This window comes from Rhizorhapis suberifaciens (assembly GCF_014200045.1).
In the GTDB taxonomy this organism is placed as follows: domain Bacteria; phylum Pseudomonadota; class Alphaproteobacteria; order Sphingomonadales; family Sphingomonadaceae; genus Rhizorhapis; species Rhizorhapis suberifaciens.
Map to the genome: position 1 here is coordinate 75,330 of NZ_JACHOV010000002.1, position 25,265 is coordinate 100,594.

Sequence of the window (25,265 nt, forward strand, 5' to 3'; positions counted from 1 at the left end):
GGCCGCGGACCAATCGACCGCTTAGATCGTTACGCTATGATGAAGGTCGCTCATCTCCGGCGCGCAAGCCGGGTTTCCCCGCCAGTGAATGGTCCGGCGAACATGCGTGTGGTCGCTACCGGGCTGTTGCTCGTGATGGCTGCCGTCTACGTCATTGCCCGCACGATAGAGGATATGCATCCTGTGCTTGGGTTCGTCCGGGCCTTCGCTGAAGCGGCGATGGTGGGCGGGCTGGCCGACTGGTTCGCTGTCACGGCCTTGTTCCGCCACCCGCTGGGGCTGCCAATTCCCCACACCGCCATTATCCCCCGCAACAAAGACCGGATCGGCGACACACTCGCTCTGTTTCTTAGGGACAATTTCCTGACGCCGGCGGTGGTTGCACGGCGGATGTATGCAGTGGATGTTGCTTCTGCCGCCGGTCGCTTCCTGGCGTCGCCTGCCATCGGCGAGGGCAGACTGCGACGGGGAGCTTCGCGGCTGGTGGCGGATATATTGGAAGCGCTGGACCAGGACCGGCTAGGCGGGATGGTGAAGGCGGGCCTGCGGCAGCGGCTTCGAGCGCTGAAGATCGCTCCGCTTCTGGGCCAGTCCCTGGAAGCTGCCATGAAAGACGGCCGCCACCAGCCTATTATTGACGCGGTCGTCAAATGGGCGGCCAAGACGCTGGATGCCAATGAGCATCTGATCCGCGACATGGTGCATCAGAAAGCAGGCAAGATATTGCGGTGGACCGGTCTCGATGAGAATCTCGCAAATGCGATCATCGGGGGGCTTCACAAGCTGATCGCCGAAATGGCGGAGGACCCGGCGCACCCGCTTCGATCCAAAGCGGAGGAAGGCCTGGCGAAACTCGCCCATGACCTCCAGACGAGCCGAAAAATGCAGGATCGGGTCGAGCGCATTCGCGACGAGTTGCTGGATAATGCGGGCGTGCAGCGCTGGCTCGACGGCTTATGGGAGCAGGCGCGCGCGAGCTTGCTGCGTGCGGCTCGGGATCCCGAGGCTGCGATGGCGGGGCGCTTTGGTGAGGCGCTTCGTCAGTTGGGCGGCACCCTGCAAACCGACCAGCGCCTGCGCGTCATGATCAATCGCTTCGTGCGCAGAACGGCCGTCGGCGCAACCGCCAGATATGGCGATGGCATCGTAAAGCTGGTGAGCGAGACGGTAAGGGCTTGGGACGCCGATACGGTGACCGAACGGCTGGAAAATGCCGTGGGGCGGGACTTGCAGTATATCCGTATCAACGGCACGCTGGTCGGCGGACTTGTCGGGGTGACCATCCACGGAGCGGGAATGCTCTTATAAGATGGGACTGCGCCCCGCTGAGATTGAGCATCAACGGGGGGAGGCAGCGGCCTCAGCACGTTCCTCTCTCTCAAGCATATGATGGCGGGGGTGAAGTCGGACGAAGCGAAGCACGGCGAAACCGGCGAGAGCCGATAGCCCCGATCCCAGCAAGACGCCCAGCTTGGCTTCCTCCACCAGATCGGGTTGGGTGGGAAATGCCAGCGCCCCAATGAACAGGCTCATGGTAAAGCCGATCCCGCACAACATCGACACGCCATAAATCTGAGGCCAAGTCGCACCGCGCAGCTTTGGCGCGAGCCCCAGCTTCACGCAAAGGCAGATGCTTCCGAAAATGCCAATCTGCTTGCCAAAGAACAGTCCTGCCGCAATGCCGAGCGGCAGGGGGGCCAGCAGATCGGCCATACTTATGCCTAAAAGGGGAAGCCCAGCATTGGCGAAACCGAACAGGGGCACAATAAGATAGGCGCTCCACGGCGCGATTTTGTGCTCCAATATATGAAGTGGGCTGTCGGTCGCGTCCGGTGCGCCGGGGCTCACATGGATCGGAATCATCATCGCCGCCAGGACGCCGGCAATGGTGGCATGTACCCCCGAAAGCAGCACTGCATACCAAAGTGCCGCAGAGCAAAGCATGTAGATGGAAAGTCGTCGAACGCCGCTTTTGTTGAGGATATACATGAGGCCTAGGATCATCATCGCCGCCAACAGTGCGACGGTCTTGATGCCGCTGCTATAGGCAATGGCGATGATGGCGACGGCACCCATGTCATCCACGATCGCGACGGTCGTCAGAAATAACTTCAGCGACGTTGGCGCTCGTCTGCCCAGCAGAGCCAGCACGCCCATTGCGAACGCGATATCGGTTGCCGCCGGGATCGCCCAGCCGTTTTCAAGGGTGGAATTGCCCCTGGCCACAAACAGGAAAATGATGGCCGGCACCACCATACCCGCTGCCGCCGCGATTATCGGAAGGCGGCGGCGCTCCCAGGTGGAAAGACGGCCGTCAACGAATTCCCGCTTGATTTCCAGCCCGACCAAGAGGAAAAAAACCGCCATCAGGCCATCGTTGATCCATAGATGGGGAGACATGGGACCAAGCTTTTGCGTCAGCACGGGTCCTGACGGTGCGTGCAGCAGTGCATGATACAACTCGTAACTCCGCTCGCTCGCATTAGCCGCCACCATTGCCATCACCGCCGCAAGCATAAGCAAAATTCCGCCTGCCGCCTCGTTGGACAGGAAGTCTCGCAATGCAGACCTGTTGCCGCTTCTTTTCATCCTGCTCCTCGTTGCTGACGTTTCAGCCAAATACCGTACCGGCGTGAGCCGCCTTTTCAAATCCGTTGTTGCGAACGGCTATCTTATTTTTATTGCGAATGCGAAATAGAATTGCCATGGAGGCGCGCAGTATAGCGATCTGAAGGACAATTCTATTCTACATGGGGATCGATTGTTGCTGGTCATGGAAGTGCTGCAGAACGAATTTCTGCTATTTTCTGCCGTAGGATTCGCATTGGGAGCCATTGATGATCTGTTCATCGATCTGGTGTGGATGAGTCGTTATTTGTGGCGACGGCTATTTGTCTATTCTCGGTATCAGCCGATGAATGCGACATCTCTTCCAAGTTCCTTATCGACGGGCCCTATAGCTATTTTTATTCCCGCTTGGGATGAGGCGCAGGTGATCGCCGCCATGCTAGCCCATAGCCTGAAATGCTGGCCGCTGGACGACTTTCATATCTTCGTTGGATGCTATCCCAACGATGCGGCAACCATTCAGGCGGGGAGCCAGATAGCCGAGCGGGACGAACGCATTTCGCTTGTGATCGGGACTGAGGCTGGCCCGACAACCAAGGGTGGATGCCTGAATCAAATCTGGGCAGCAATGGTGCATCAGGAACGATTACAGGGATTTAAGTTCAAGGGTGTCGTTCTGCATGACGCGGAAGATGTCGTCCATCCCGCCGAAATTCGGCTTTTCGACCTCATGCTGGATCGATTTGATCTGGTGCAGATACCCGTACTGCCTCTGGTTGACCAGAATTCGCGGTGGATATCCGGTCATTATTGCGATGAATTTGCGGAAGCCCACGGAAAATCCCTGGTCGTGAGGGAAGCCCTGAAGGCGGGAATGCCGTCCGCCGGCGTGGGCTGTGCATTTTCCCGCACCAGCATCGGCAGGATAGCTGAAGGGCGGGGCGGTGGACCATTCGATTCCGATTGCCTGACCGAAGATTATGAACTGGGCTTGCGTATCTGCGAACTCGGCGGCCGGGGCGTGCTGGTCCGGTTGCCTGATGGGGAGGGCGGCCTCGTCTGCACGCGCGAATATTTTCCCGGCCGTTTGGACGCCGCGGTGCGGCAGAAGGCGCGTTGGATGACAGGCATTGCGCTGTCGGGCTGGGACAGGCTGGGGTGGCACGGCTGCATTGCGGAACGTTGGATGCGGCTGCGCGATCGCCGGGCGCCGCTTGCCGCCATCATGCTAACCTGCGCCTATGCAGCGCTGATATTGTACGGCATTACGGGCGTGACCCATATTCTAACGGGTACGCCGGCCAGGCCTTTTTCCGACTTTCTGATTACGCTTCTGACGCTGAACGGCCTGTTGCTGATCTGGCGACTGGCAATGCGCTGCGCTTTCGTCACGCGCTTCTATGGCTGGCGCGAGGGTTTTCGGTCGATACCCCGGAATTTCGTGGCCAATGTCATCACCGTCATGGCGGCGAGGCGGGCGGTCATGCAGTATTTGAGGATCAGGCGGGGAAGCGCCCTGATCTGGGAAAAGACAGCGCATAAATTTCCTCAGAACCTGGTACGGAATTCATGAGTGCCAGCAATGCCAGGCCGGGACGCCCCATGCGGTTTCTTTGCTTTGTGCTCGGCCTGTGGATCGCTGGCCGGGCAGTGATGTGGACACTCGATGATCGAGAGAGATTCAACCTGGACGCCGGACAGCAAAGGGAACCGCCGACTACTGTCGCAGCGGCCAAACGGTCTTCGAAAGGCATCGGGACGGCAGACACGGCAGACGTTGCGAAGACCGTCTCCATGAGGCAGCCCCGGAAGCTTGAAGCCGTGCCCAAAAAAGCCTCAGCCTCGATAGGGGCAGAGCGTCCACTCTTCATTGCGGCGGGCAGCGTCCGGCGTGAGGCCCCCAAAGGCATATTCAATCGGCCGGCCGACTTTCCGCCTATTGCGTCGGGTGAACCTTCGACGTCCATTCATTCCCCAAATCGATGGTCGGCGTCGGCATGGATGCTGTATCGCCCTGACAATAGCGGGCCAGGGCTTGCCTCAGGGGGCCAGCTTGGCGCGAGTCAGGTCGGCATCCGAATCGCCTATGACTTGACGCCCTCACAGACTCAGATCCTTGCCGTCCATGGTAGAGTGGCCAGCGCACTCGACTCCCCACAAGGAGTGGAGGCCGCCCTTGGCCTCACTTACCGGCCAAAGCGCAGCCTGCCGGTTGCCCTGTCGCTGGAGCGCCGCATCGCATTGGCAGAGGGCGGCCGCAATGCCTTTGCCGCTTACGGTGCAGGGGGTGTCGGGCCTGTCGCCGTCAACCCGGATCTTGAAATGGAGGGCTATGCCCAGGCGGGAATAGTAGGTTTGGCGGGGATCGACGCCTTTGCCGATGGCCGGTTCGCCCTTTCCAAGCGGCTGGCGGACATTGGCAGCCGCTCTCTACTCGCTGGTCTTGCCGTTTCTGGAGGAGCACAGCCGGGCTTATCGCGCCTAGATGCGGGACCGCATGTTTCGGCAAGGTCCGGATCGGCTCGTGCCGTTCTGGAATGGCGCCAACGGATTGGGGGAGGAGCCTTTCCCGGTTCGGGTCCTGCTTTGATCGTCGCAGCGGATTTTTGACTCATTCCGGCCACGCACTGTCTTCAAATTGGCAAGGTTTACGACTAGCCAGAAGATAATGGATCTTTACCTCCCAATCGCCAATCTGTCGGTCAACGCCATCTTCATCATCGGCCTGGGCGGGCTGGTGGGATTGCTGTCCGGCATGTTTGGCGTCGGCGGGGGTTTCCTCACTACGCCGCTTCTCATTTTCTACGGCATCCCACCCACTGTTGCTGCGGCGTCCGCCGCGACCCAGGTCACCGGGGCGAGCGTTTCTGGAGTGTTCGCGCATCTGCACCGTAACGCCGTGGATATTCGCATGGGCATGGTTATGGTGGCGGGCGGCGTAGCCGGCGCGCTGGCAGGCGCGGGCCTGTTTCGCTTGCTGCAGGACATCGGCCAGATCGATACGGTGATCGGCATCCTGTATGTGCTCATGCTGGGCGGCATTGGGCTGTTGATGGCCAAGGAATCTGTCCAATCCATCGTCAGGCTGCGCCGGGGTGAGCGGCCCCGCGCCAGCAAGCGGCGTCACCATCCGCTGGTGGCGGCGCTGCCCATGCGCTGGCGCTTCTATCGTTCGGGGCTCTATATTTCCCCAATCGCGCCCTTCCTGCTCGGCATGATGACGGGGGTATTGACGATGCTGCTGGGCGTTGGCGGCGGCTTCATCATGGTGCCCGCTATGCTGTACCTGCTCGGTATGCCGACGCAGGTTGTCGTTGGAACCTCGCTTTTCCAGATCCTGTTCGTGACCATTGCCGCGACCATGGTGCATAGCCTTACGACCAAAGCCGTGGATCTGGTCCTTGCGCTGTTGCTGCTTGTCGGCAGCGTCACCGGCGCACAGATTGGCGCCCGCATGTCAATGAAGTTCCGGCCGGAATATCTTCGCGCCTTTCTGGCATTCATCGTGCTGATCGTCGCTATCCGCATGGCCCTGGGTTTGGGCTGGCGGCCGGACGAAATTTACACGGTGCAGTTGCGGTGACGCGTGCCTTCATTTTCCTGTTGCCGATGCTGCTCCTGATGCTCGGCGGGGCGTCGAAGCCAATGCTCGTGCCCGATGTGTCGCAACGTTCTGTGGAAATCCAATACAGCTTTACGGGGGCGGAACTGTTGCTGTTCGGCGCTATCGTGTATCCTGATGGACGTCCGCTCCGGGATCATGCCGACATCGTGGTGGTTCTCAAAGGTCCCGTCCAGTCGATCACCATGCGCGAAAAGCAGAAGGTTGCGGGCGTCTGGGTCAACGCCGCCAGCGCTCACTTCCGTTCTGCTCCCTCCTATTTCGCCATGGCCTCTTCCCGTCCGGTGGACGAGATCGTCGATGAACGAACGGCGGCCATATATGAGCTGGGCGTCCGTAATATCCAGCTGTCGCCATCCTCGCTCAATGTGACTGACGAGATCGAACGATTTCAGGCGGGGCTTGTCGATCTGCGCCGCCGCTCAGGCCTTTATGTGGAGGAGCCCGGGACGGTTGAGATCACGGACGGAGTACTTTATCGCGCCCGCTTGCCCCTGCCGGCGCGCGTGATCGTCGGCACCTATACGGCGGAAACTTTCCTGATTCAGGATGGCCGGGTACTGGCCGCGGCAGTGCGCGAGATTGACATTCGAAAGTCGGGCTTTGAGCGGTTCGTTGCTACCGCGGCGGAAGACTGGTCTTTTCTCTACGGGTTGACCGCGACGGGCTTCGCGCTCGCCCTCGGAACTGTAGCGGGATATGCTTTCCGGCGGAAGTAGCTGCCCACATAGGCCGGTCAATCCAATCTTTACGGATTGCGTCTAGCTTCATGTCCCTCCGGAGGTTCCGTAACGAGGTTTTCATGAATGATATGAGCAGCGCAGGCCAATTCAGGGAAGCCCAACTTGCGCCTCCGTCAATGGTGCCCACCAATCTTGGATCACCGGTCAATGGTATTGCCATGGGTACGCTGTTCCAGATTGCCGGCTCCAGCTCACAGGTGCTGATTGATTCCGCCATCCTCAACCAGTTCGCCGCCGATCCCGATCCCTGCATCGCCATGGCCGGGCAGGTGGGCAGTCAGGTCAAGATGCGCGTGGGTTCAACTTGGCTGATTGCCAATGTCCGATCCTTGATAATGGATCGGCGTGTCGAAGGCCTGATCGTTGCGGACATCGATTTCCTGGGCGAAGGCGATGAGGAACGCCTCACCGGCAAAATCTACAAATTTCGTCGAGGCGTCACTCGTTACCCGACGCCGGGCACGGAAATCTATCCCGTTGCCAGTGCGGACATGCGGCAGATCTATGCCGCCGATGACCGCGCCAATGTGGAGATCGGTACGGTCTATCCCACACGTGACACCCGCGGCGCTCTCTATGTCGATGCGATGCTCGGCAAGCATTTCGCGCTGCTGGGTTCCACCGGTACGGGTAAGTCGACCTCCGCTGCGCTCATCCTGCACAAGATTTGCGACCTTGCGCCCCAGGGCCATATCGTCATGATCGACCCGCACGGCGAATATAGCGCGGCGTTCAAAGGCAATGGCGCGCTTTACGATGTCAACAATCTGGCCATGCCCTACTGGTTGATGAACTTCGAAGAGCATTGCGAGGTCCTCGTCACGTCCGAAGGCGCGGAGCGCACCATGGACTGCGACATCCTAGCCAAATGCCTGCTGATGGCGCGTTCAAAGAACCGCCTTGCCGAGGGCATGGGCCGAATCACCGTGGATTCGCCAATTCCCTATTTGTTGTCGGACCTCACCAACATTCTGCAGAATGAAATGGGCAAGCTCGACAAGGGTACAACCTCGACGCCCTATATGCGCCTTAAATCCAAGATTGATGAGCTAAAGGCCGACCCCCGCTATAATTTCATGTTCTCCGGCATGCTGGTCGGCGATACAATGACCAGCTTCCTGGCCAAGATCTTTCGCCTGCCGAGCGATGGTAAGCCGATCTCTATCATCGATGTGTCGGCCATGCCGTCGGACATCACTTCTGTAGTCGTGGCGGTGCTGTCCCGCATGGTGTTCGACTATGCGATCTGGTCTCGCAACGAGCCACAGCGTCCCATCCTGCTGGTGTGCGAAGAAGCGCATCGATACATCCCCAGCAGCACCTTGGGCGGCGGTCAGGCGGTGCGAAAAATATTGGAGCGGATTGCCAAGGAAGGCCGCAAATATGGCGTGTCGCTAGGGCTTATCACTCAGCGCCCGTCTGACCTTGCGGAAGGCGTGCTGTCGCAATGCGGTACGATCATCGCCATGCGTCTCAACAACGACCGCGATCAGCAATTCGTGAAGGCCGCCATGCCAGAAGGCGCGCGTGGCTTTCTGGACAGCATCCCGGCCCTCCGCAATCGCGAATGCATTATTTGTGGTGAAGGTGTCGCCATTCCCATTCGTGTAGCGCTCGACAATCTGGCCGAAGAAAAGCGACCGGCTTCGAGCGATCCGGTTTTCACTCAGCTTTGGCAGCAAACCGGGGGTGAAGCGGAAATTCTGGAACGCACCGTCGCCCGTTGGCGCAGCCAGGGGCGGTGAGCTGGTGGGGATCCAAACGACGGCCAAGCATCTAGCGGAAGCTTACAGCGTCTTCATCCAGAATTGCATGGCGTGCTGGCTCTCCCCGTCATCGCCGGCGTCTTTCCAGGCAAACTGCCCGACCAGCCTATCGACCGGCGAAAAGCCGCGCCTGCGCCAGAAGCTGTCGAGCGGACGATAATCCGCGGGACGGGCTGCGTGATCAAACGGGCGGATGACCGCGCAGAAGCTGGCCTGCGCAAACCCCAATTCGCGTGCTCGCCCTTCCCGCTTGTCGAAAAAGGCGTGGCCTATGCCATGCCCCCGATATTCCGGCAGCAGCACTGATTCCCCGAAATAGAAGATCCGTGAAATGTCATAGCCACGAGCCTCGAACGGTCCGGCGAACGGCGCTGCATGGTCGGCCATAGGCGCGGCTGTGGCGGCCCCGACCAGCCGGTCATCGTCAAATGCACCAACGATGATCGCGTCCGGACTGGCGGCATAGGCCCGCAGATAATTCTGCTCATAAGTCCGGTCGCCGTCATACAGATAAGGGAAGGCGCGAAAAACGGCGATCCTCAGTTCGGCAAGCGCATCGAGCGAGGCGGCTAGCGCCTCGCCCGTCAAATTGCGAATGCTGATGTCCGGCGCGGCGGTCATCGCGCGCCGGCTTAATGTGCGGCGGGAGCGGCTTTGCCTTCCGCTGGAGCAGCCTTACCTTCGTCTGGAACAGCAGCGTTTTCCCCGGCTTCACCCGCAGCGGCCGTCTTGTCCGCAGCTGGGGCTGCGTCAGCGGCTGGAAGCGGGAGGTTCGAGCCCTGTGCATTTAAATAGGCAATCACATTGGCGCGGTCTTCAGGATTTCCGAGCCCAGCGAAGGTCATCTTGGTCCCCGGCGCATATTTGCGGGGGCTGGTCAGCCATTCGTTCAGCGCGTCGAATGTCCAGTTGCCGGGCACGCTCTTCAGAGCGTCGGAATATGCAAAGCCGGCCATATGGCCATGCGGCTTCCCGACCGTGGCATAGAGATTGGGCCCAATGCCGTTGGCGCCGCCCTGGTTGACCGTATGGCAGGCGACACACTTTTTGAATACCGCCTCGCCCTTGGCGGGATCGGCCGTAGCGAGGAGGGTGGCGATCGACGGGCCGGATCCGCCTTCACCGCCTTCAACCTCAACACCCTCGATCGGGTAGCCCATTTTTTCGGGTCTGCCGGTATGAAAAACTTCCGCACTAACGATTCCCGCGCCCATCGCGATGATTCCCGCGAACAAGACCCAGCCAGCAACGGTATTGGAACGATCGTCCATGCGCCTGTATTCCTCCGATAAAGTCCCCGCGCGCCCCGCAAGGGCGCCTCCGCTTTAGGGCGCTCCCTTAATGAAGCAAATGCGAACGCGCAAGCGGTGCTTGCGATGACGGCAATCTGCCCCTAAGCGCTCTTCACCCATGGAAAACTATCCCCTTCCCGCCCGGCGGCTCGTCGAGGACATGACCAGGCAGGCGGAGGCCGCTCCGGCCAATGCCATCGCCTATCAGGGCGCGCCCGGCGCGAATTCCCATCTGGCGGCTTTGGGCTACGCGCCCGATTGCATCGCGTTCCCCTGCTTTTCATTCCAGGATGCCATCGATGCTGTGCAGGAAGGGCGGGCGGGTCGGGCCATAATCCCGATTGAAAACTCGCTGCATGGACGCGTTGCCGACATGCATTTCCTACTGCCCGAATCCGGGCTTAGCATCGTCGACGAATATTTCCTGCCGATTCATCATTGTCTGATGAGCGTGGACGATGGGCCGATAAAAAGCGCGATCAGCCATGAACAGGCGCTGGGTCAATGCCGCCATTATCTACGGCAGAACGACATTCAGCCGATCACCTATGCCGACACGGCGGGGGCGGCGGCGCTTGTTGCGGAGCGGCGGGAGCCGGGATCGGCTGCGATCGCGCCACGGCTTGCCGCTGATATATACGGGCTGAAGCTCCGTAAGGAGAATATCGAAGACAGCCACGACAACATGACTCGCTTTGTGGTGCTTTCGAAGGAAGCGGGTCAGCCGCTTGGCGATGGGCCGATGATGACGACGTTCCTGTTTGAGGTGAAGAATGTTCCGGCCGCACTGTACAAGGCGATGGGCGGTTTTGCGACCAATGGCGTCAACATGACCAAATTGGAAAGCTATCAACGCGGCGCGAGCTTCGCTGCAACGGAATTCTACTGCGATATTGAAGGTTCGCCCGGCAATCCTGCAGTGGACCGCGCTTTGGAAGAATTGAAGTTCCACAGCAAATGGGTCAGAATTTTGGGCACCTATCCGCAGGCGCGCGGACGTCCGACGGCGCAGGAATAGACGGTCCCGTAACCCGACTACATATCCGCCCGCCGTCCCATGATAATCCCGCTCAGAACCTCCATTCGCGCCTCGGGTCTTCTAAAAGCCTTGGCCAGCTTGCCATTGGCTTCGCTGCAATATTCTGGCGCTGCAACGCGCACTGGATGGAATTCGATGTCCGTCCAACCCTGGGCCTCGAACATCCGCATCAACTCATCCGGCCGCACCCGGTTGGGTTTGCCGGGGAAGGGCAGGGACCAATATAGCCAGTCGGGATAGCGGTAGATATTATTGGGGTCATTGTCCCGCAGCCAGCGGGAATGGGTGCTGAAATCAACCCGGATGCAGGCAACCGCGCCTGGCCGTGCAACGCGCGACATTCGGGCGATCGTGTCGCTGACATCGTCGAAATGTTCAAACGCCGCGCAGCTTACCAGACGGCTGAATCGATTCTCCCCTGCCGCGACATCCACCCTGAAATTGGAATCGACGCTATATGTGAAAGGCGGCTTGTCGCGCATGTCTATAGCTTGCAGCAGCCGCTCCTTCTGGTCCACGCCATTCAGCAGCGTTTCGTAAAAGTGCATATCGATGCGTTCGGCGAGGGGAAAGGCGTCCACCGCCTGATAGGATCGCGCGCCACGCATCAGGATCAGCGCTCCGGTACCCAGCGTTCCACCGGGGCCAAGCTCCAGCACATCCTCCCCCTCCCAGGCGTGACCCGCATAGCGCGTGAGAAAGTCCGTCCATTCATCGACGATCCGGGTTGCATGGGACGCGGACCGATCTTCATCGCCCGCGTTGAAGGGGGTAGGCGTTGAATAGCTGTTCACCCCGTGTTTTCCCCAGGCGAGGAACATCATTCCAATTCCGGCAGCAAAAAGGGTGGCTTGTCTCATCCTCGACTCCCTCCGGTCCCCGCGCGGCGACGCTACCACGCTCGCAGATGCAGCAGAAGGCGGTCCGCCTAACTCATGCGTAGTAGGCCGGACTTTTTGGGATGAACGACAGGTGAAAAGCGACGTCCTGCTCCGTGCGGGAGCACGCCCTCAAACGAATATCAGCGAATTGGCTGTGACGCGGCGCTGGTCTGCGCCGCCAGCTTGAGCCGGCTGTCCCATTCCTTTTGGCAATCCGGCCGCAGCTTTGATTTTTTCCAGCACTTCTCGTCCAGCGAGGGCAAGTTCGCCCGGTAATTATAGGTGGGGTTGCCAAATGCCTGTTCGCCATGGGGCACCAAGCTGTTACGCAGTTCCCGCATCCGTTTGCGAGCGACGTCATAAAGCATGCCTCGAGGAGCGAAAATCGCATCTCTGCCCACCGACGCCGCCGTCTGACAGAAGTTGAGCTGTGCCCGTACGGTGGAAAAGCCCAGATAAATCCGCGTGCCATATTGGTCGAGCGCCATTTGCCCGCGCTTTCCCTGCACCCGCTTGAAATAATCGCCAAGCGTCTTGAAGGAACTTGCCAGCTCTTCCTTATGGTGCGCCAGTAAAGAGTTATAGTTGCTAAGTGTCAGTAGCGTCGGTTCGAACTGGCATTGAAGCGCCGCCACATTAAGCCCCGCTCGCAGGTTCCACAGCAAAGCCGCTCGGTATTCCGCAGGGGTGGCGCCCGGCAAGGCGTACCCCAGGTCCGCCTCATTCCCCTCTACCACCGGTCCACTCAGGTCGGCCGGCTTCCAGAAGAACTGCGCGAACGCCGGCATTGGCGCGCTCGCAAGCACGCCCGCCGCCGACAACGCCCACAGCCGCGCGGCTTTCCTGAGGTTCATTCACGTGCTCCTTCATCAACCTGTCTGTTTCGAACAATGATCCGATCACTGATCGGCCACCGCCTCTTCATCATCTGCTTCGCTTTCGGCGGTCGCATTGCTCGTATCGGTCGCGGGAGCGATCGGCTTCGTGGCCGAGGCGGCGGGCGGAAGCGCGATGCCTTCGGTCTGCACACCGTCAATGTCCGTCATGGCGTCGGAAGTGGTTCCATCCACCACCTCCATATCGCGCATAGCGACCGTTTTTTCGCCTTCATCTTTCCCGCCCCCGCAGGCAGTCAATGTTGTCGCTGCCATCCCTAGGGCGACGAAGTGCAGATATGTTGCGTGACCCGGCATTTTTTCATTCTCTCCGAATAGTGCGCTGCGATCCCCCTGATCGCGCCTTTTGAACGTAAAGCAGACATCTTACCCCCGGCTCAACCCTAGCTCAAGCTGACGCTTGGCACCGCCCGAGTCCGGCCAAAAACGCGGAAAAATGGCGCTTCAGCGCCGCATCGAAATCCTTTATGCGCGCCTGCTTGCCAAGTTGGGCCAGGCTGGTGACGGGATATTCGCTGATACCGCACGGCACGATGCCCGAAAAGTGCGACAGGTCGGGATCGATGTTGACCGAAAAGCCATGAAGCGTCACCCAGCGTCGTACCCTTACGCCGATCGCGCCAATCTTGGCCTCCTGCCCGTCGGGGGCGTCGGTCCAGATGCCGATCCGTCCCTCCGCCCGTCGCGCCGCCACGCCGAACTCGCCCAGCGCCGCAATCACCCAGCCTTCCAGATTATGCACAAAATTGCGTACATCCTTGCCGCGAGCCCCCAAATCGATCTGCACATATCCGATACGCTGCCCCGGACCGTGATAAGTATAGCGCCCGCCGCGCCCCGCGTCATAAACGGGAAAGCGCTTTTCCAGAAGTTCGGCAGGATCGGCACTTGTCCCTGCAGTATAAAGTGGTGGATGCTGCAGCAACCAGATCCGCTCGCTGGCGGTCCCCAGATGGATGGCCGCCGTCCGCTCCTCCATGTCCGCCAATGCGTCCGGATAGGGGACAAGTCCCTCATCCACGCGCCATTCGATATTGCCACCTGTCGTCATGGGACTTCCTTGACTTGCCAGGGACGACATATCAAGGTCCATCGCCGTTCGTCCTGCACCAGCTGGCTGGCGGACGGACAGCAAAACAGGGAATGGAATGACACAAATTTCAATCGGTACGGCTTGGGAAGAAACGCTCGCTTTCGTGAAGCGTGAGGGCACTTTGCTGTTCCCCGTTGCGCTGGTCTTCCTTGCCCTTCCGGCCGTCGTCCTTCAACTGCTTGCGCCAGATGAACTGCGCACTGCGGGTATGGTGGAGGAGGCCACCAACGCGCCGCAATTGCCGCCCGGTTTTCTTTTTGCGATGCTGGTCGTGCTGCTGATCAGCATGATCGGGATATTGGCCGTCAATGCTCTTGCGCTGCGTCCCGGAATAAGCGTAGCCGAGGCTCTGCAATTGGCGCTGAAGCGAATGCCGGTTCTGATGGGGGCGGCGATCCTCTTGATATTAGGCTTCCTGGGTGTCCTGTTAATCCTTTCCATTGTCGGGGGAGGACTGTCCGCGGCCATGGGCATGGGTCCCGCCATGTCGCTCGTCATCCTGCTCGCGACACCGATCATGCTCTTCGTAACGGTGCGCCTCATTCTGCTGAACGCTGTAATCATCGACATACCTGTCGGTCCAAAGGAAGCAATCCGGCAGGGATGGCAGTTGACAGTGGGCCAGTTCTGGCGGCTGCTCGCTTTCATCATCGTGCTCATCATGCTGATGATCGTGATTCAGCTCGTTTCCCGTTCCCTTTTTGGCATTGCGGGCACCCTGATTGGCGGCACTACGCTCGCGACGCTGCTCGCTGGTCTTGCCGTGGCGGTGGTGAATGCGGTGCTTCAGGTTTACTATCTGGTAATGACCTGCCGCATCTATCGGCAATTGACGAGCTAAGGGCTTGTATAAATCGTCCCTGTCGAGCGCCTATTCCTCTCCCAGAATCGGGATGTGCGGAGCGGTGTTCCTGGGTAGAGCGCCCGTCAGCCGCGGATCGTCGAAAGTCTCGACCTGCCGCCGGTAGGGAATGAAGCCCGAGGCACGATAGAAGCCCAATGCGGAGGGATGGTCCAGCGTGCACGTATGCACCCAGAATCGGTCAACGCCCTTGCGCCAGGCGAGCATATTCGCCTGCGCCATCATCCAGCGCCCATGTTTTTGCCCTGCCAGTTCGGGGACCAGACCAAAATAGGCCAGCTCGCAATGGCCGGCATGGCGGAAGTCCAATTCTATCATCCCCACTTCGACACCCTTGGGATCCGTCACGGCATAGACCTCCACCCTGTCGTCATGAATGATCGCCAGTAGATCCTCATCCTTCATGACGAGGCGGGAAAACCAGAGCCAGGGCGCTCCGACCCGCTGGAACAATATGCGGTATTTCCGAGCCTCGGGCTTTTGCCAGCGCACCAGCGTCAGCGGGGAATGAGGCAGGGGCGCGGGCTTGGGTTTTTGCCGCATCTCCAGCGAGGTGACGATCGTGGCAATCTGGTTCGGCGCAAGCTCCCGCAACGGCATGGCACGGCTCCTAACGCCGGATGATATTATATGGAGATACGGACATCCGCCAATCAGGCAACCGTCAGCTCCAGGCGGCGAGTGGGGGCAGGCTCATCAAAATGGAATCCACATTGCCTCCGGTTTTCAGCCCGAAGGTCGTGCCCCGGTCATAGATCAGGTTGAACTCGGCATAGCGGCCACGCCATTCCAGCTGCTTCTGCCGTTCCTCGCTGGTCCAGCTCATATGCATGCGCCGCCGCACAATTGCTGGAAAAATTGCCAAAAACGCCTCGCCTACATCGCGAGTGAAGGCGAAATTGGTGTCGAAGTCACCTTCCAGATGGTCGTAGAAAATCCCTCCGACGCCCCGGTGGACGCCGCGATGGGGAACGAAGAAATAATCGTCAGCCCATTTCTTGAACCTGGGATAATGGCTGCCGTCATGCGCGTCGCATGCTTGGCGGAACGCATCATGAAAGTCAGCCGTGTCGTTATCATAGGGAATCGGGGGGTTGAGGTCCGACCCTCCGCCGAACCAGCGTTTCGTGGTCACCAGGAAGCGGGTATTCATATGCACGGCCGGAGCATGCGGGTTCGCCATATGTGCCACCAGGCTGATGCCAGTGGCAAAAAAAGCCGGATTTTCATCAGCGCCGTGGATGCTTTTGGCAAATTCAGGAGAAAAGGCGCCGCTGACGGTCGATACATTGACGCCGACCTTCTCGAACACCTGACCCTTCATGATCCCGCGCACGCCACCGCCGCCTTCGCCTGGGGCAAGACCCTCCGCCTCGCGGTGCCATGACGTATAGTCAAAGCTTGCCTCACTACCGGCTTCCCTTTCGATTGCCTCGAATTCGGCGCAGATCCGATCCCGCAGGCTTTCGAACCAGCTTCGCGCCGCTTGCTGTTCTGCATCCAGTTCGATCATGGCGGATAAAGCCCTTTCTGTCGTAACGCCTCGCCCAGCGCGATGCCTGCTGCTACGGCAATATTCAAGGACCGAAGTCCGATTTGCATCGGTATCCTGATCCGCAATCCCGCATATTGATGCACATCATCTGGAACTCCCGCACTTTCAGATCCCAGCAACAGGACATCGCCGACTTGGAATTCGGCATCAGGCAAGCGGACGTCACCTTTGCTGGTCAATAGCACGATGCGATGACCTCCTTCTTGCATTGCCTGGGCAAAGGCCTCGAAATTGGGCCGGCGTACGATTTGCGCCGCCTTCGCATAGTCCATGGCGGCCCGTTTCAACTGCCGGTCGGAAAAGGGAAAGCCACATGGCTCTATTATATCTACCGGTACGCCGAAGCAGGCGGCAAGCCGGATGATGGTACCGGTATTGCCCGCAATGTCGGGCTGATAAAGGGCGACGCGCATGGTCCCCCCATAATTGCTGCCGCCCGATTTGTCACAGCCCAGTCAAATTGATGTTGGCAAAAGGGCCAATACGAGGCTATCAGGCGCGCGAACCGCCGGGGGACTTTGGCGGACAGTGCGCCTGCGTGACTGACTTTCGCCAGGAATTCAGCGTACTTCAAAGATCTGGGTTAAGGGACAAGGGCAGTTGAATGACAACGCTTGATCATGGTGAATCGGTGGAAATCCCCGAAAGCGGGGTCCGCCGCCGCGACTTCATTAATATTGCGGCAGTCAGTTTCGCCGGCGTCGGCGCGGTCGCCGTCATTCCGCCGCTGGTGAATCAAATGAATCCGAGTGCTGACGTGCTCGCGCTTGCATCGACTGAGGTGGACATTTCCGCCATTCAGCCCGGTCAGGCGATCAAGACCACCTTTCGCAGTCAGCCGCTTTTCGTTCGGCACCTGACGCCAAAGGAAATCGCGGAAGCGGATGCCGTAGCGGTCAGCGACCTGCGCGATCCCCAGACATTGGAAGAACGCACCGTTGAGGGCAAGAAGCAGTGGCTGATCACCATGGGCGTCTGCACGCACCTCGGCTGTGTGCCGCTGGGCGCGGGCGAGGGTGAGAATCGGGGTGAGTTTGGCGGCTATTTCTGCCCATGTCACGGTTCGCACTACGACACTGCGGCCCGTGTCCGCAAAGGCCCGGCACCCAAGAATCTGGAAGTGCCCGAATATAAGTTCACGTCCGACACTGTCGTGACGGTAGGCTGAGGTAACAGATCATGAGTTTTCCCTGGGCTGAGCATTACACCCCCAAGAATCCACTCATGCAGTGGATCGATTCCCGCCTGCCATTGCCGCGCATGGTCTATAATGCCGTGGGCAAGGGCTATCCGGTTCCCCGGAACCTGAACTATTGGTGGAACTTCGGCGTATTGTCGGGTTTCTTCCTTGGCCTGCAGATTGTCACCGGCATCATTCTTGCCATGCATTATGCGGCCAATGCGGGGGTCGCCTTCGACAGCGTCGAACACATCATGCGTGACGTGAATTCGGGCTGGATGTTGCGTTACGCTCACGCCAATGGGGCAAGCTTTTTCTTCATTGTTGTCTATATCCACCTCTTCCGTGGCCTGTTCTTCGGATCATATAAGGCGCCACGAGAGATGGTTTGGCTGCTTGGCCTTGTGATCTTCCTCCTGATGATGGCGACAGCCTTCATGGGCTATGTCCTTCCCTGGGGCCAGATGAGCTTCTGGGGCGCCAAGGTCATTACCGGCCTGTTCGGCGCCATCCCGTTCGTTGGCGAACCGATTCAGACATGGCTGCTCGGCGGCTTTGCCCCCGGCAACGCTTCGCTCAATCGCTTCTTCTCGCTCCACTATCTGCTGCCATTTGTTATCGCCGCAGTTGTCATTCTGCACATCTGGGCGCTGCACATTCCCGGTTCCAGCAACCCTACCGGCGTGGACGTGAAAGGGCCGCAGGATACGGTTCCTTTCCACCCTTATTATACGGCGAAGGATGGCTTCGGGCTGGGCGTGGCGCTGATCGGTTTTGCGATCCTGCTGTTCTTCGCGCCGAATTTCCTGGGTCACCCGGACAACTATATTCCGGCCAACCCGCTTTCGACGCCGGCGCACATCGTTCCGGAATGGTATTTCTGGCCTTTCTACGCCATCCTGCGTGCGTTCACTTTCGACTTCTTCTTCATTCCTGCAAAGCTGCTCGGCGTGCTGGCGATGTTCGCATCGATCCTGCTGCTGTTCTTCCTGCCCTGGCTTGACCGCTCGCCGGTCCGTTCGGGCCGCTATCGCCCGCTGTTCAAGCAGTTTTTCTATCTGCTGCTCGTGGACGTGGCGATCCTTGGTTATTGCGGCGGCGCCCCTGCAGCGGAACCGTTCGTAATGATCAGTCAGTTGGCCTCGGCTTATTATTTTGCACACTTCCTGATCATCCTGCCTGTCATCTCCGCCATCGAACGGCCGCTGCCGCTGCCTGGTTCGATCACTGAGGCAGTGCTTGGGAAAGACCAGACGGTCGTGGGTGGCAAAGCCGCCACGGTTCCGGCTGAATAAGGGGAATAGAAAACATGGTTCGCGTACTCGCTGCCCTTGTCGGCATCTTCTTTTCGGGCATGCTGCTCTATTCCTTCGTCTTCGGCGCGGTAAACTATGTCAGCGAACCGCCCGCTCCGACGGCCGAGCATGAATTCCATCTTTCTCCCAAGGAAGTGGCGTTCGCTTCGGATGGGCCCTTCGGCCATTATGACCGCCAACAACTGCAGCGCGGCTTTCAGGTCTATAAGGAAGTATGTTCCGCCTGCCATTCGCTGCGTCTGGTGGCCTTCCGTGACCTCGAAGCGCTTGGCTATAATGAAGCTGAGGTGAAGGCGATTGCCGCTAACTGGTCGGCTGAAACGCCGTCAGTCAATGAGGAAACCGGTGAGCCTGCGACCCGCAAACCCGTTCCTGCCGATTATTTCCCCCAGCCGTTCGCCAATGACGTTGCTGCTCGTGCGGCCAATAATAACGCCGTTCCGCCTGATCTTTCCTTGATGACGAAGGCGCGGCACCACGGCAATGCCTATATCTACTCGTTGCTGACCGGTTATCAGCAACAGCCTGCCGAACTTCTGAAGAAGTTCCCCGATGTGAAGACGCCGCAGGGGCTGCACTACAACCCTTATTTCGCGAACCTGAACCTTGCGATGGCTCCGCCGCTGACAGGCGATGGCCAGGTCACATATGCCGATGGAACCAAAGCGACCGTGAGCCAGATGGCGAAGGACGTTGCGGCGTTCCTTACCTGGACTGCCGAGCCGAAGCTGGAGAATCGGCATCGTGCAGGTGTCGCTGTGATCTTCTTCCTGATCGCCGCGACGATCCTGGCCTATATGTCCTATCGGAACATCTGGGCTGACAAGAAGCACTGAGTGAAATGAAGCATTGAGAAAGCAAAGCCGGCGGGAAACCGCCGGCTTTCTTGTTTCGAATTCCAACAATGCTGGCCGCCGGGTGGCGTCACAGGCGCGACGTCAGGGACGTCTCGTCTCCTCTCCGCACCGTTCCAGCCGATAGCCATAGCCGAATATGGTAACGATCCTGAAGCCGTTTTCCGGCCCCAGGCGCAGCTTTGAACGTATCCGCGAAACATGCATGTCCAACGTTCGCGACGGCAGACCCGCGATCTTATTCCAGATTATCTGCGACAAATAAGGCCTCGATAATGCCCGCTCCGCATTCCGAAAGAATAGCATCGCCAACGCGAACTCCTTCGCAGTCAACACCACCTTCTGATCATTCATTTCAACGCAGGATTGTTTGGGATCAAAATAATAGGGGCCGAAGCGTTGGGGAGCATTGGCTGGCAAGTCCTTGCCGCCGGACCGTCGCAACAGCGCCGCTATACGGGCGTGCAGAATCTCCGAATCCACCGGCAGCACGACATAGTCGTCCGCTCCGCCATGCAGCGCAGCGGCAGCATCCTCGTTATTGCCGCTGTCATTGACCATGAGGATCAGCGGGGCGGTTGGAATGTTGCTGGTTGTACTCCGCAGAACCTCCAGCCCAGTGCGATCGGAAAGCCGCCAGCCCAAAATCAGCAGGTCGAAAACGTCCCTCTGCAACTGCGTGATGAGCTGTCCGCCGGAGGTGAAGACGATAGCATTATGCCCCATCTCCTCCACGAACTGCTTTAACCTGCCAGCAGTCTGCAGGTCTTGGTCTGCAATTGCTACGCGCATTGCACCTTCTATCGAGCATGGTTCCCAGGCCGGACCGATCCTCGGTTTAGCGGACCCAAGCTACTCGTACTGTTACGGAATTGACAGATATATATCCAGAACCGAGCTCCGGTCAGAATCAGCGGCAGCTGTCGCCCTCTCCCGCGATCAGATCAAGGCACCGGCCGTCGATCTCCTCCGATGGAACGGCCAAACCGATCTGTGTCGCCAAGGTAGGCATGATATCGGCCGTCTCCACAGCTAGCGGCTGCTCGAAGGGGCGGATGCCTTTGCGCCAGAACAGGATCGGGACGCGCCGATCATAGTCCCAGGGGCTGCCATGAGTGGCGACGCTGGTTTTGGGAATAGCGATGGGGGTCACCCATGGTTTTAGCATAACGACAAGATCCCCCGATCGCTGCGCATCAAAGGACGCGCGGGCCCTTTCCAAGAGGGGCCAGCTGTCGGGCGGGCCTTTCGGCATCGGGGCAGCGGCCAGCTCATCCCGGCTGAAAACCGCCACCACTTGCGGATGCGCTTTCAGCATGGTGGCAGCTTCGTTCGCGACGACTCGTCGCTCCGTCTCAGAGATCAACCGGCTGACATAATAGTCGCCATTGGGTCCATCGGCATAAAGCAACTGATCTTCCAACCCCAATCTGGTTCCAATAGCCTTGCCAATGGTTTCGGCGTTAAGAGCAACATCTACCCGCTTGGCACTCGGCGCCCCATTCGTGACGCTACGTTCCGGTAAGTCATGGCCGCCATGGTCGGCAGTCAGAACAACCAGATAGTCAATGCCGGCACTGTCCAAGCTATCGAAGAACTCGCCGAGATTTCGGTCGAGGGTCATGAGTTGCCCGCACATTTCCGTGCCTTGTGTGCCATAGGCATGGCCGACATAGTCGGTCGCGGAAGCGCCGATGATTAGCAAGTCGGTCTGCGTTCCTTCGCCAAGCTTCAGCGCATCGCGAAATCCCGCCGCAAGAGCCAGTGTAGATGAATCAAGCTCGGGTGATGCGCGGAAGCTCTTCGCATCGCCTGCGGCTCGGGCGAATCGGCCAGTTCCGACGGTGCGGCTTCCTGCCTGAACCGCGTAGTTCCGTTCCCCGCATGGCTGGGGTAGATCGATTGGCGGTTGCGGCGTCGCGAGGCGAGCAGTCGCCGCTGCGTTTGCCTTTTCAGCGACGGCGTTGGATGCCCGGCCTCCGAGTGTGACGAACTTTTGACCGCCCCACCACCAAATCTGATCGGCTTGGCCGCCTGCCATCATCAATGCCGATCGGTCCTTGCCAGCAACCGCAACTATCCGAGTGCGCCGGTCCGCCTTCTTCATGCGATCCCCCAGCGTGGCTACTCGCAGATGAACGGGTGATGCGATGTAATTGGTGCTATCGGTGCCCGGCCGATTTTCGTCTTCGGCGCAATAAATCAGCTTGTCGGACCGTTTGGTGGACAAGTCGTACCAGCTATTCGCGATGATTCCGGTACGCATAGGACGGGCTCCCGTCAGGATCGTGGAATGGCCGGGGCATGTTTCGGTCGCCGCATGGCCCTGATATCCTGATGGGAAAACCACTCCTTGGCTCAGCAGTCGTTTGAAGCCGCCGCGGAAGTGTTGACGATATTCAGTAAACACATCAGCGGAAAATTGATCGACGGAAATCGCCACGACGAGCTTTGGATGGGAACCATCGGCGGCCATCACGGGAAAGGACGTCATGAGCAGGAATAAGAGGGCGAGGCTCCGAACGATCTGCACGAATAACTCCTTGGCGAAGGTGGACCTTTTGCGGCTATAAGCAAGACCGGACAAGTCGGGACCAGCAGAGATTATCCTGGGGCACATGCGGTTATTATATTTCTTCCTCATGACAGTCGCGCTGGCGCTGACGTCGTCCTTTGCCCATGCGCAGTTACCCACCAGAGACACTAGCCCAAACATATCCGCGCGGTTGGTAGCGGAGAGCGACCAGCCGGCTCCAGGCAAGATCGTCACGCTCGCCTTCGTCATGACGCCCAAAGCCGGATGGCACGGTTATTGGGAGAATCCGGGGGACGCGGGCGTGGGTATGACTCTCAAATGGGATATTCCGCAGGGGGTGAAAACAGGGTCATTGCGCTATCCCGTGCCGGAGACACTCATTATCTCTGGCCTCATGAACTATGTCTATGAGGCCGATTATGCGCTGCTTGTGGATATTGCTATTCCTGATGATTGGAGGGCGGGCCAAGCCCTGCCGATCAAGGTTCACGGCGAATGGTTGTCCTGCACACGGCAGATTTGCGTGCCCGAGCGGAGAGATATGGCGCTGAACCTGATCGTAGGTGACGGCCGTGTCGATTCAGACCGGCGAGGGATATTTGATGAATATCGCTCACGCCTGCCACGCCCGCTTGGTTCGCCAGCCCATTATGCCATCAAGGACGGAATATTTCGGCTTGCCGTACCTTATCCGGCTGATGCCGCGGTTGATGAACCCTATTTCTTTCCGCTGACCGACGGTGCAATAACCTATTCCGCGCCGCAGAAGGTCACCCGCAATGGCGACATGCTTGTCTTGGAATCCAAGGCCGGGGGCGGCCCGCAGGAGAAAATCTCCGGCATATTAAAAACCGGAAAACATAAAGGTCTTCTACTCTCGGTTCTTCCGGGAAGCGTGCCCTCGACAGGGATCCCGTTGGCTGAAAGCAACGGCACAGCGCCAGGCGTTGGCGAAGCAGGAAGTGTCTTCCTGGCGTTGGGGGGAGCGCTGCTCGGCGGTCTCCTGCTCAACATCATGCCTTGCGTTTTTCCGATCTTGAGCCTCAAAGCCTTGAAATTGGCCAAGGCGGGCGGCGATGAGCGAATTGTCCGGCGCGATTCCCTGGCCTACGCGGCTGGAGCCGTCACAATCTGCCTGGCACTTGGCGGCGCGTTGATTGGCCTTAGGGCAAGCGGAGCGGCCGTGGGTTGGGCGTTCCAGCTTCAGGATCCCCGTATCATCCTGCTGCTGCTGCTGCTGGTGACAGCCATCGCGCTCAATTTGGCGGGCTTGTTCGAATTGCGAAATGTCGGGGCGGGCAGTCACCTTACCGCCCAAGGGGGCGCCGCCGGGTCTTTTTGGACCGGCGCGCTTGCCGCTTTTGTAGCGACGCCCTGCACTGGACCGTTCATGGGTGCCGCTTTGGGAGCGGCTCTGGTGCTTCCAGTTGCGGCTGCGCTCGCGATCTTTGCCGGACTGGGCGTCGGACTTGCCCTGCCATTTCTGCTGATCGCCTTTATTCCGGCCCTTCGCGGCAGGCTGCCCAAGCCTGGTGCATGGATGGAAACTCTTCGGCGCATATTGTCGGTGCCGATGTTCGCCACTGGTTTGGCGCTGCTTTGGCTGCTGGGACGGCAGACAGGGACAGCAGGAATGACGGCTGGCATCGCCATGGCCGTGTTTGCCGGATTATTGCTGTGGTGGCTCGGCGTTCGTCAGCGGAGGAATGCCCGACATGGACCGCTTTTCGCTACCGCCATTCTGTTGGTGCTTGGCATAAGTTTGGTCGCGCTGCCGGGACGTCAGGGCGTCACAGTTTCGGTTGCCGAGCAGTCGGCCGAACCCTTCAACGAAGCCAAGCTCGCAACCCTGCGCCGACAAGGGCCGGTGTTTCTTTATTTCACCGCGGACTGGTGCCTTACCTGCAAGGCTAACGAAGCCGCGGCCATCGACCGCCAAGAGGTCATCGACGCCTTCGCAAAGGCGGGGGTGAAGGTGATGGTCGGCGACTGGACCAATGGCGACGCTGATATCGGCCGTTTCCTGGAGAAACATGGCCGATCCGGGGTCCCGCTATATCTGTGGTACGTGCCCGGTAAGGATGCGCAAGTGCTGCCCCAGATATTGACGCCTTCGCTGTTGGGCGGCCTCGCCCGTGGCTAAACAGCGCGCAGATCAGATGCTCGTCGACCGGGGGCTGGTGGAAAGCCGATCCCGGGCGCAGGCCGTGATATTGGCGGGCTTGGTCTATTCCGGTGATCGCAAAGTCGACAAGGCTGGACAGCAATTGCCGGAGGAAGCGCCACTGGAATTGCGTGGACGCGATCACCCCTGGGTGTCGCGCGGCGGCATCAAACTGGCGCATGCGCTCGATCATCTGGGGTGGGACGTGGCCGGAGCGGTGGCGATGGATGTCGGCAGTTCCACCGGGGGTTTTACCGATGTGCTGCTGACCAAAGGAGCCGCTCGGGTCTATGCCGTGGACAGCGGCACCAACCAATTGGCCTGGAAGCTGCGCCAGGATGCCAGGGTAATCGTACATGAACAGACCAGCGCCCGTATTCTGACCAGCGATCATATTCCGGAACCCATCGACCTGATCGTCTGCGATGCGAGCTTCATCTCGTTGAGCAAGGTTCTGGAACGTCCGCTCAGTTTCGCAACATCACAGGCGCGTCTGATCGCGCTTATCAAACCGCAGTTCGAAGCCGGGCGCTCTGAAGTTGGGAAGGGCGGTGTCGTCCGCGATCCCGCTATTCACGCGCGCGTATGCGCCGAAATACGCGAATGGCTGACGAAGATGGGCTGGAGCGTGGTCGATATTGTAGAAAGTCCGATCACCGGCCCCGAAGGCAATATCGAGTTCCTGATCGCTGCCACGGGACCCCAATGCCTGGCAGGATGATTCTTGCTGCCGACGGTAATCGTCATTTAAGTAGTGCGATTAATCTGCATCACTACCCGTCCGTGTCGAGCGGAGTCGAGACACATCTGTCTAAGTCAATGTCTCTTGCACATTGCGCTGAGCTGGCTCTCTTTGTCTTCAACCAATATCTATCCCGAGCGCCTGCCTTTCCGGCAG

General features: G+C 59.2%; 25 protein-coding genes. 13 read left to right on the forward strand and 12 right to left on the reverse strand.

Annotated features, from left to right (window positions below):
* Nucleotides 1-36: 36 nt before the first annotated feature.
* Nucleotides 37-1,308 (forward strand): DUF445 domain-containing protein, encoded by a 1,272-nt coding sequence (locus tag HNQ99_RS02595; protein ID WP_184474101.1) that lies wholly within the window; start codon nt 37-39, stop codon nt 1,306-1,308.
* Between the two features lie 30 nt (nt 1,309-1,338).
* Here HNQ99_RS02595 and nhaA read toward each other — a convergent pair whose 3' ends face one another.
* Nucleotides 1,339-2,589 carry a Na+/H+ antiporter NhaA gene (gene nhaA, locus HNQ99_RS02600; RefSeq protein ID WP_184474102.1) on the reverse strand — a complete coding sequence of 417 codons (1,251 nt, stop codon included), beginning with the start codon at nt 2,587-2,589 and terminating at the stop codon, nt 1,339-1,341.
* 172 nt (nt 2,590-2,761) lie between these two features.
* On the opposite strand from nhaA, the gene HNQ99_RS02605 reads away from it, so the two are divergent.
* From HNQ99_RS02605 to HNQ99_RS02625, 5 genes are all read left to right on the forward strand, one after another.
* Entirely contained in the window at nt 2,762-4,141 is a 1,380-nt protein-coding gene (locus HNQ99_RS02605) for a glycosyl transferase family protein (protein ID WP_281376756.1), read from the forward strand.
* A gap of 221 nt (nt 4,142-4,362) precedes the next feature.
* Nucleotides 4,363-5,178, forward strand: coding sequence for a hypothetical protein (locus tag HNQ99_RS02610; protein WP_184474103.1), 816 nt, complete (start codon nt 4,363-4,365; stop codon nt 5,176-5,178).
* Between the two features lie 58 nt (nt 5,179-5,236).
* Nucleotides 5,237-6,151 (forward strand): sulfite exporter TauE/SafE family protein, encoded by a 915-nt coding sequence (locus HNQ99_RS02615; RefSeq protein ID WP_184474104.1) that lies wholly within the window; start codon nt 5,237-5,239, stop codon nt 6,149-6,151.
* A 26-nt stretch (nt 6,152-6,177) separates the two neighbouring features.
* Nucleotides 6,178-6,909: a TIGR02186 family protein gene (locus HNQ99_RS02620; protein WP_184474387.1), complete on the forward strand. Its 732-nt coding sequence runs from the start codon at nt 6,178-6,180 to the stop codon at nt 6,907-6,909.
* 140 nt (nt 6,910-7,049) lie between these two features.
* Complete coding sequence (locus tag HNQ99_RS02625; protein WP_246414447.1) at nt 7,050-8,678, forward strand: ATP-binding protein; 1,629 nt, start codon at nt 7,050-7,052, stop codon at nt 8,676-8,678.
* 42 nt (nt 8,679-8,720) lie between these two features.
* Here the strand turns inward: HNQ99_RS02625 and HNQ99_RS02630 are convergent, their stop codons facing one another.
* Together HNQ99_RS02630 and HNQ99_RS02635 are read right to left on the reverse strand one after the other, a co-directional pair.
* Nucleotides 8,721-9,320: a GNAT family N-acetyltransferase gene (locus HNQ99_RS02630; protein ID WP_184474106.1), complete on the reverse strand. Its 600-nt coding sequence runs from the start codon at nt 9,318-9,320 to the stop codon at nt 8,721-8,723.
* An 11-nt stretch (nt 9,321-9,331) separates the two neighbouring features.
* Entirely contained in the window at nt 9,332-9,970 is a 639-nt protein-coding gene (locus HNQ99_RS02635) for a c-type cytochrome (RefSeq protein WP_184474107.1), read from the reverse strand.
* Nucleotides 9,971-10,109: 139 nt separating this feature from the next.
* Between HNQ99_RS02635 and HNQ99_RS02640 the strand changes: the two genes are divergently transcribed.
* Entirely contained in the window at nt 10,110-11,009 is a 900-nt protein-coding gene (locus HNQ99_RS02640) for a prephenate dehydratase (protein WP_184474108.1), read from the forward strand.
* Between the two features lie 17 nt (nt 11,010-11,026).
* Here the strand turns inward: HNQ99_RS02640 and HNQ99_RS02645 are convergent, their stop codons facing one another.
* The 4 genes from HNQ99_RS02645 to lipB all read right to left on the reverse strand — a co-directional run bounded on the left by HNQ99_RS02645 (nt 11,027) and on the right by lipB (nt 13,858).
* Entirely contained in the window at nt 11,027-11,890 is an 864-nt protein-coding gene (locus HNQ99_RS02645; protein WP_184474109.1) for a methyltransferase domain-containing protein, read from the reverse strand.
* Between the two features lie 161 nt (nt 11,891-12,051).
* Nucleotides 12,052-12,765, reverse strand: coding sequence for a hypothetical protein (locus HNQ99_RS02650; RefSeq protein ID WP_184474110.1), 714 nt, complete (start codon nt 12,763-12,765; stop codon nt 12,052-12,054).
* A 45-nt stretch (nt 12,766-12,810) separates the two neighbouring features.
* Nucleotides 12,811-13,104, reverse strand: coding sequence for a hypothetical protein (locus tag HNQ99_RS02655; RefSeq protein WP_246414375.1), 294 nt, complete (start codon nt 13,102-13,104; stop codon nt 12,811-12,813).
* A gap of 91 nt (nt 13,105-13,195) precedes the next feature.
* Entirely contained in the window at nt 13,196-13,858 is a 663-nt protein-coding gene (gene lipB / locus HNQ99_RS02660) for a lipoyl(octanoyl) transferase LipB (RefSeq protein WP_184474111.1), read from the reverse strand.
* A 97-nt stretch (nt 13,859-13,955) separates the two neighbouring features.
* Between lipB and HNQ99_RS02665 the strand changes: the two genes are divergently transcribed.
* On the forward strand, nt 13,956-14,741 hold the full coding sequence (locus HNQ99_RS02665) for a hypothetical protein (RefSeq protein ID WP_184474112.1): 786 nt from the start codon (nt 13,956-13,958) through the stop codon (nt 14,739-14,741).
* A 30-nt stretch (nt 14,742-14,771) separates the two neighbouring features.
* Here HNQ99_RS02665 and HNQ99_RS02670 read toward each other — a convergent pair whose 3' ends face one another.
* The 3 genes from HNQ99_RS02670 to HNQ99_RS02680 all read right to left on the reverse strand — a co-directional run bounded on the left by HNQ99_RS02670 (nt 14,772) and on the right by HNQ99_RS02680 (nt 16,730).
* The gene (locus tag HNQ99_RS02670) at nt 14,772-15,362 is read right to left on the reverse strand and encodes a GNAT family N-acetyltransferase (RefSeq protein WP_184474113.1); all 591 of its coding nucleotides are present in this window, start codon (nt 15,360-15,362) and stop codon (nt 14,772-14,774) included.
* A 64-nt stretch (nt 15,363-15,426) separates the two neighbouring features.
* Nucleotides 15,427-16,275: an oxygen-dependent coproporphyrinogen oxidase gene (gene hemF, locus HNQ99_RS02675; protein WP_184474114.1), complete on the reverse strand. Its 849-nt coding sequence runs from the start codon at nt 16,273-16,275 to the stop codon at nt 15,427-15,429.
* A complete protein-coding gene (locus HNQ99_RS02680; RefSeq protein WP_184474115.1) occupies nt 16,272-16,730 on the reverse strand; it encodes a tRNA (cytidine(34)-2'-O)-methyltransferase in 459 nt (152 codons plus the stop codon). The genes hemF and HNQ99_RS02680 overlap by 4 nt, the downstream gene beginning before the upstream one ends.
* A gap of 191 nt (nt 16,731-16,921) precedes the next feature.
* Between HNQ99_RS02680 and petA the strand changes: the two genes are divergently transcribed.
* Genes petA through HNQ99_RS02695 form a run of 3 tightly spaced genes read left to right on the forward strand, consistent with a single transcriptional unit; the run spans nt 16,922 to nt 19,649 of the window.
* Nucleotides 16,922-17,485, forward strand: coding sequence for a ubiquinol-cytochrome c reductase iron-sulfur subunit (gene petA, locus HNQ99_RS02685; protein ID WP_184474116.1), 564 nt, complete (start codon nt 16,922-16,924; stop codon nt 17,483-17,485).
* A gap of 11 nt (nt 17,486-17,496) precedes the next feature.
* Complete coding sequence (locus HNQ99_RS02690) at nt 17,497-18,792, forward strand: cytochrome b (protein ID WP_184474117.1); 1,296 nt, start codon at nt 17,497-17,499, stop codon at nt 18,790-18,792.
* Nucleotides 18,793-18,806: 14 nt separating this feature from the next.
* Nucleotides 18,807-19,649 (forward strand): cytochrome c1, encoded by an 843-nt coding sequence (locus HNQ99_RS02695; protein WP_184474118.1) that lies wholly within the window; start codon nt 18,807-18,809, stop codon nt 19,647-19,649.
* A 102-nt stretch (nt 19,650-19,751) separates the two neighbouring features.
* Here HNQ99_RS02695 and HNQ99_RS02700 read toward each other — a convergent pair whose 3' ends face one another.
* Both HNQ99_RS02700 and HNQ99_RS02705 read right to left on the reverse strand, forming a co-directional pair.
* Nucleotides 19,752-20,459, reverse strand: coding sequence for a response regulator transcription factor (locus HNQ99_RS02700; RefSeq protein WP_184474119.1), 708 nt, complete (start codon nt 20,457-20,459; stop codon nt 19,752-19,754).
* 118 nt (nt 20,460-20,577) lie between these two features.
* Nucleotides 20,578-22,194: an alkaline phosphatase family protein gene (locus HNQ99_RS02705; protein WP_184474389.1), complete on the reverse strand. Its 1,617-nt coding sequence runs from the start codon at nt 22,192-22,194 to the stop codon at nt 20,578-20,580.
* 91 nt (nt 22,195-22,285) lie between these two features.
* On the opposite strand from HNQ99_RS02705, the gene HNQ99_RS02710 reads away from it, so the two are divergent.
* Both HNQ99_RS02710 and HNQ99_RS02715 read left to right on the forward strand, forming a co-directional pair.
* A complete protein-coding gene (locus HNQ99_RS02710) occupies nt 22,286-24,346 on the forward strand; it encodes a protein-disulfide reductase DsbD family protein (protein WP_184474120.1) in 2,061 nt (686 codons plus the stop codon).
* Nucleotides 24,339-25,088, forward strand: a complete 750-nt coding sequence (locus tag HNQ99_RS02715) for a TlyA family RNA methyltransferase (RefSeq protein WP_184474121.1) — start codon at nt 24,339-24,341, stop codon at nt 25,086-25,088. The genes HNQ99_RS02710 and HNQ99_RS02715 overlap by 8 nt, the downstream gene beginning before the upstream one ends.
* Nucleotides 25,089-25,265 lie beyond the last annotated feature (177 nt).

Bases quoted from the DNA above. Each gene is read 5' to 3' on its own strand.
- HNQ99_RS02645 (WP_184474109.1), bottom strand. From the start codon at position 11,890: ATGAGACAAGCCACCCTTTTTGCTGCCGGAATTGGAATGATGTTCCTC.
- HNQ99_RS02670 (WP_184474113.1), bottom strand. From the start codon at position 15,362: ATGCCGTTGCGGGAGCTTGCGCCGAACCAGATTGCCACGATCGTCACC.
- HNQ99_RS02640 (WP_184474108.1), top strand. From the start codon at position 10,110: ATGGAAAACTATCCCCTTCCCGCCCGGCGGCTCGTCGAGGACATGACC.
- HNQ99_RS02655 (WP_246414375.1), bottom strand. From the start codon at position 13,104: ATGCCGGGTCACGCAACATATCTGCACTTCGTCGCCCTAGGGATGGCA.
- HNQ99_RS02695 (WP_184474118.1), top strand. From the start codon at position 18,807: ATGGTTCGCGTACTCGCTGCCCTTGTCGGCATCTTCTTTTCGGGCATG.
- lipB (WP_184474111.1), bottom strand. From the start codon at position 13,858: ATGACGACAGGTGGCAATATCGAATGGCGCGTGGATGAGGGACTTGTC.
- HNQ99_RS02595 (WP_184474101.1), top strand. From the start codon at position 37: ATGATGAAGGTCGCTCATCTCCGGCGCGCAAGCCGGGTTTCCCCGCCA.
- HNQ99_RS02610 (WP_184474103.1), top strand. From the start codon at position 4,363: ATGAGGCAGCCCCGGAAGCTTGAAGCCGTGCCCAAAAAAGCCTCAGCC.
- HNQ99_RS02650 (WP_184474110.1), bottom strand. From the start codon at position 12,765: ATGAACCTCAGGAAAGCCGCGCGGCTGTGGGCGTTGTCGGCGGCGGGC.
- HNQ99_RS02635 (WP_184474107.1), bottom strand. From the start codon at position 9,970: ATGGACGATCGTTCCAATACCGTTGCTGGCTGGGTCTTGTTCGCGGGA.
- HNQ99_RS02625 (WP_246414447.1), top strand. From the start codon at position 7,050: ATGGTGCCCACCAATCTTGGATCACCGGTCAATGGTATTGCCATGGGT.
- petA (WP_184474116.1), top strand. From the start codon at position 16,922: ATGACAACGCTTGATCATGGTGAATCGGTGGAAATCCCCGAAAGCGGG.
- HNQ99_RS02690 (WP_184474117.1), top strand. From the start codon at position 17,497: ATGAGTTTTCCCTGGGCTGAGCATTACACCCCCAAGAATCCACTCATG.
- HNQ99_RS02630 (WP_184474106.1), bottom strand. From the start codon at position 9,320: ATGACCGCCGCGCCGGACATCAGCATTCGCAATTTGACGGGCGAGGCG.
- HNQ99_RS02700 (WP_184474119.1), bottom strand. From the start codon at position 20,459: ATGCGCGTAGCAATTGCAGACCAAGACCTGCAGACTGCTGGCAGGTTA.
- HNQ99_RS02710 (WP_184474120.1), top strand. From the start codon at position 22,286: ATGCGGTTATTATATTTCTTCCTCATGACAGTCGCGCTGGCGCTGACG.
- HNQ99_RS02620 (WP_184474387.1), top strand. From the start codon at position 6,178: ATGCTGCTCCTGATGCTCGGCGGGGCGTCGAAGCCAATGCTCGTGCCC.
- nhaA (WP_184474102.1), bottom strand. From the start codon at position 2,589: ATGAAAAGAAGCGGCAACAGGTCTGCATTGCGAGACTTCCTGTCCAAC.
- hemF (WP_184474114.1), bottom strand. From the start codon at position 16,275: ATGATCGAACTGGATGCAGAACAGCAAGCGGCGCGAAGCTGGTTCGAA.
- HNQ99_RS02665 (WP_184474112.1), top strand. From the start codon at position 13,956: ATGACACAAATTTCAATCGGTACGGCTTGGGAAGAAACGCTCGCTTTC.
- HNQ99_RS02680 (WP_184474115.1), bottom strand. From the start codon at position 16,730: ATGCGCGTCGCCCTTTATCAGCCCGACATTGCGGGCAATACCGGTACC.
- HNQ99_RS02615 (WP_184474104.1), top strand. From the start codon at position 5,237: ATGGATCTTTACCTCCCAATCGCCAATCTGTCGGTCAACGCCATCTTC.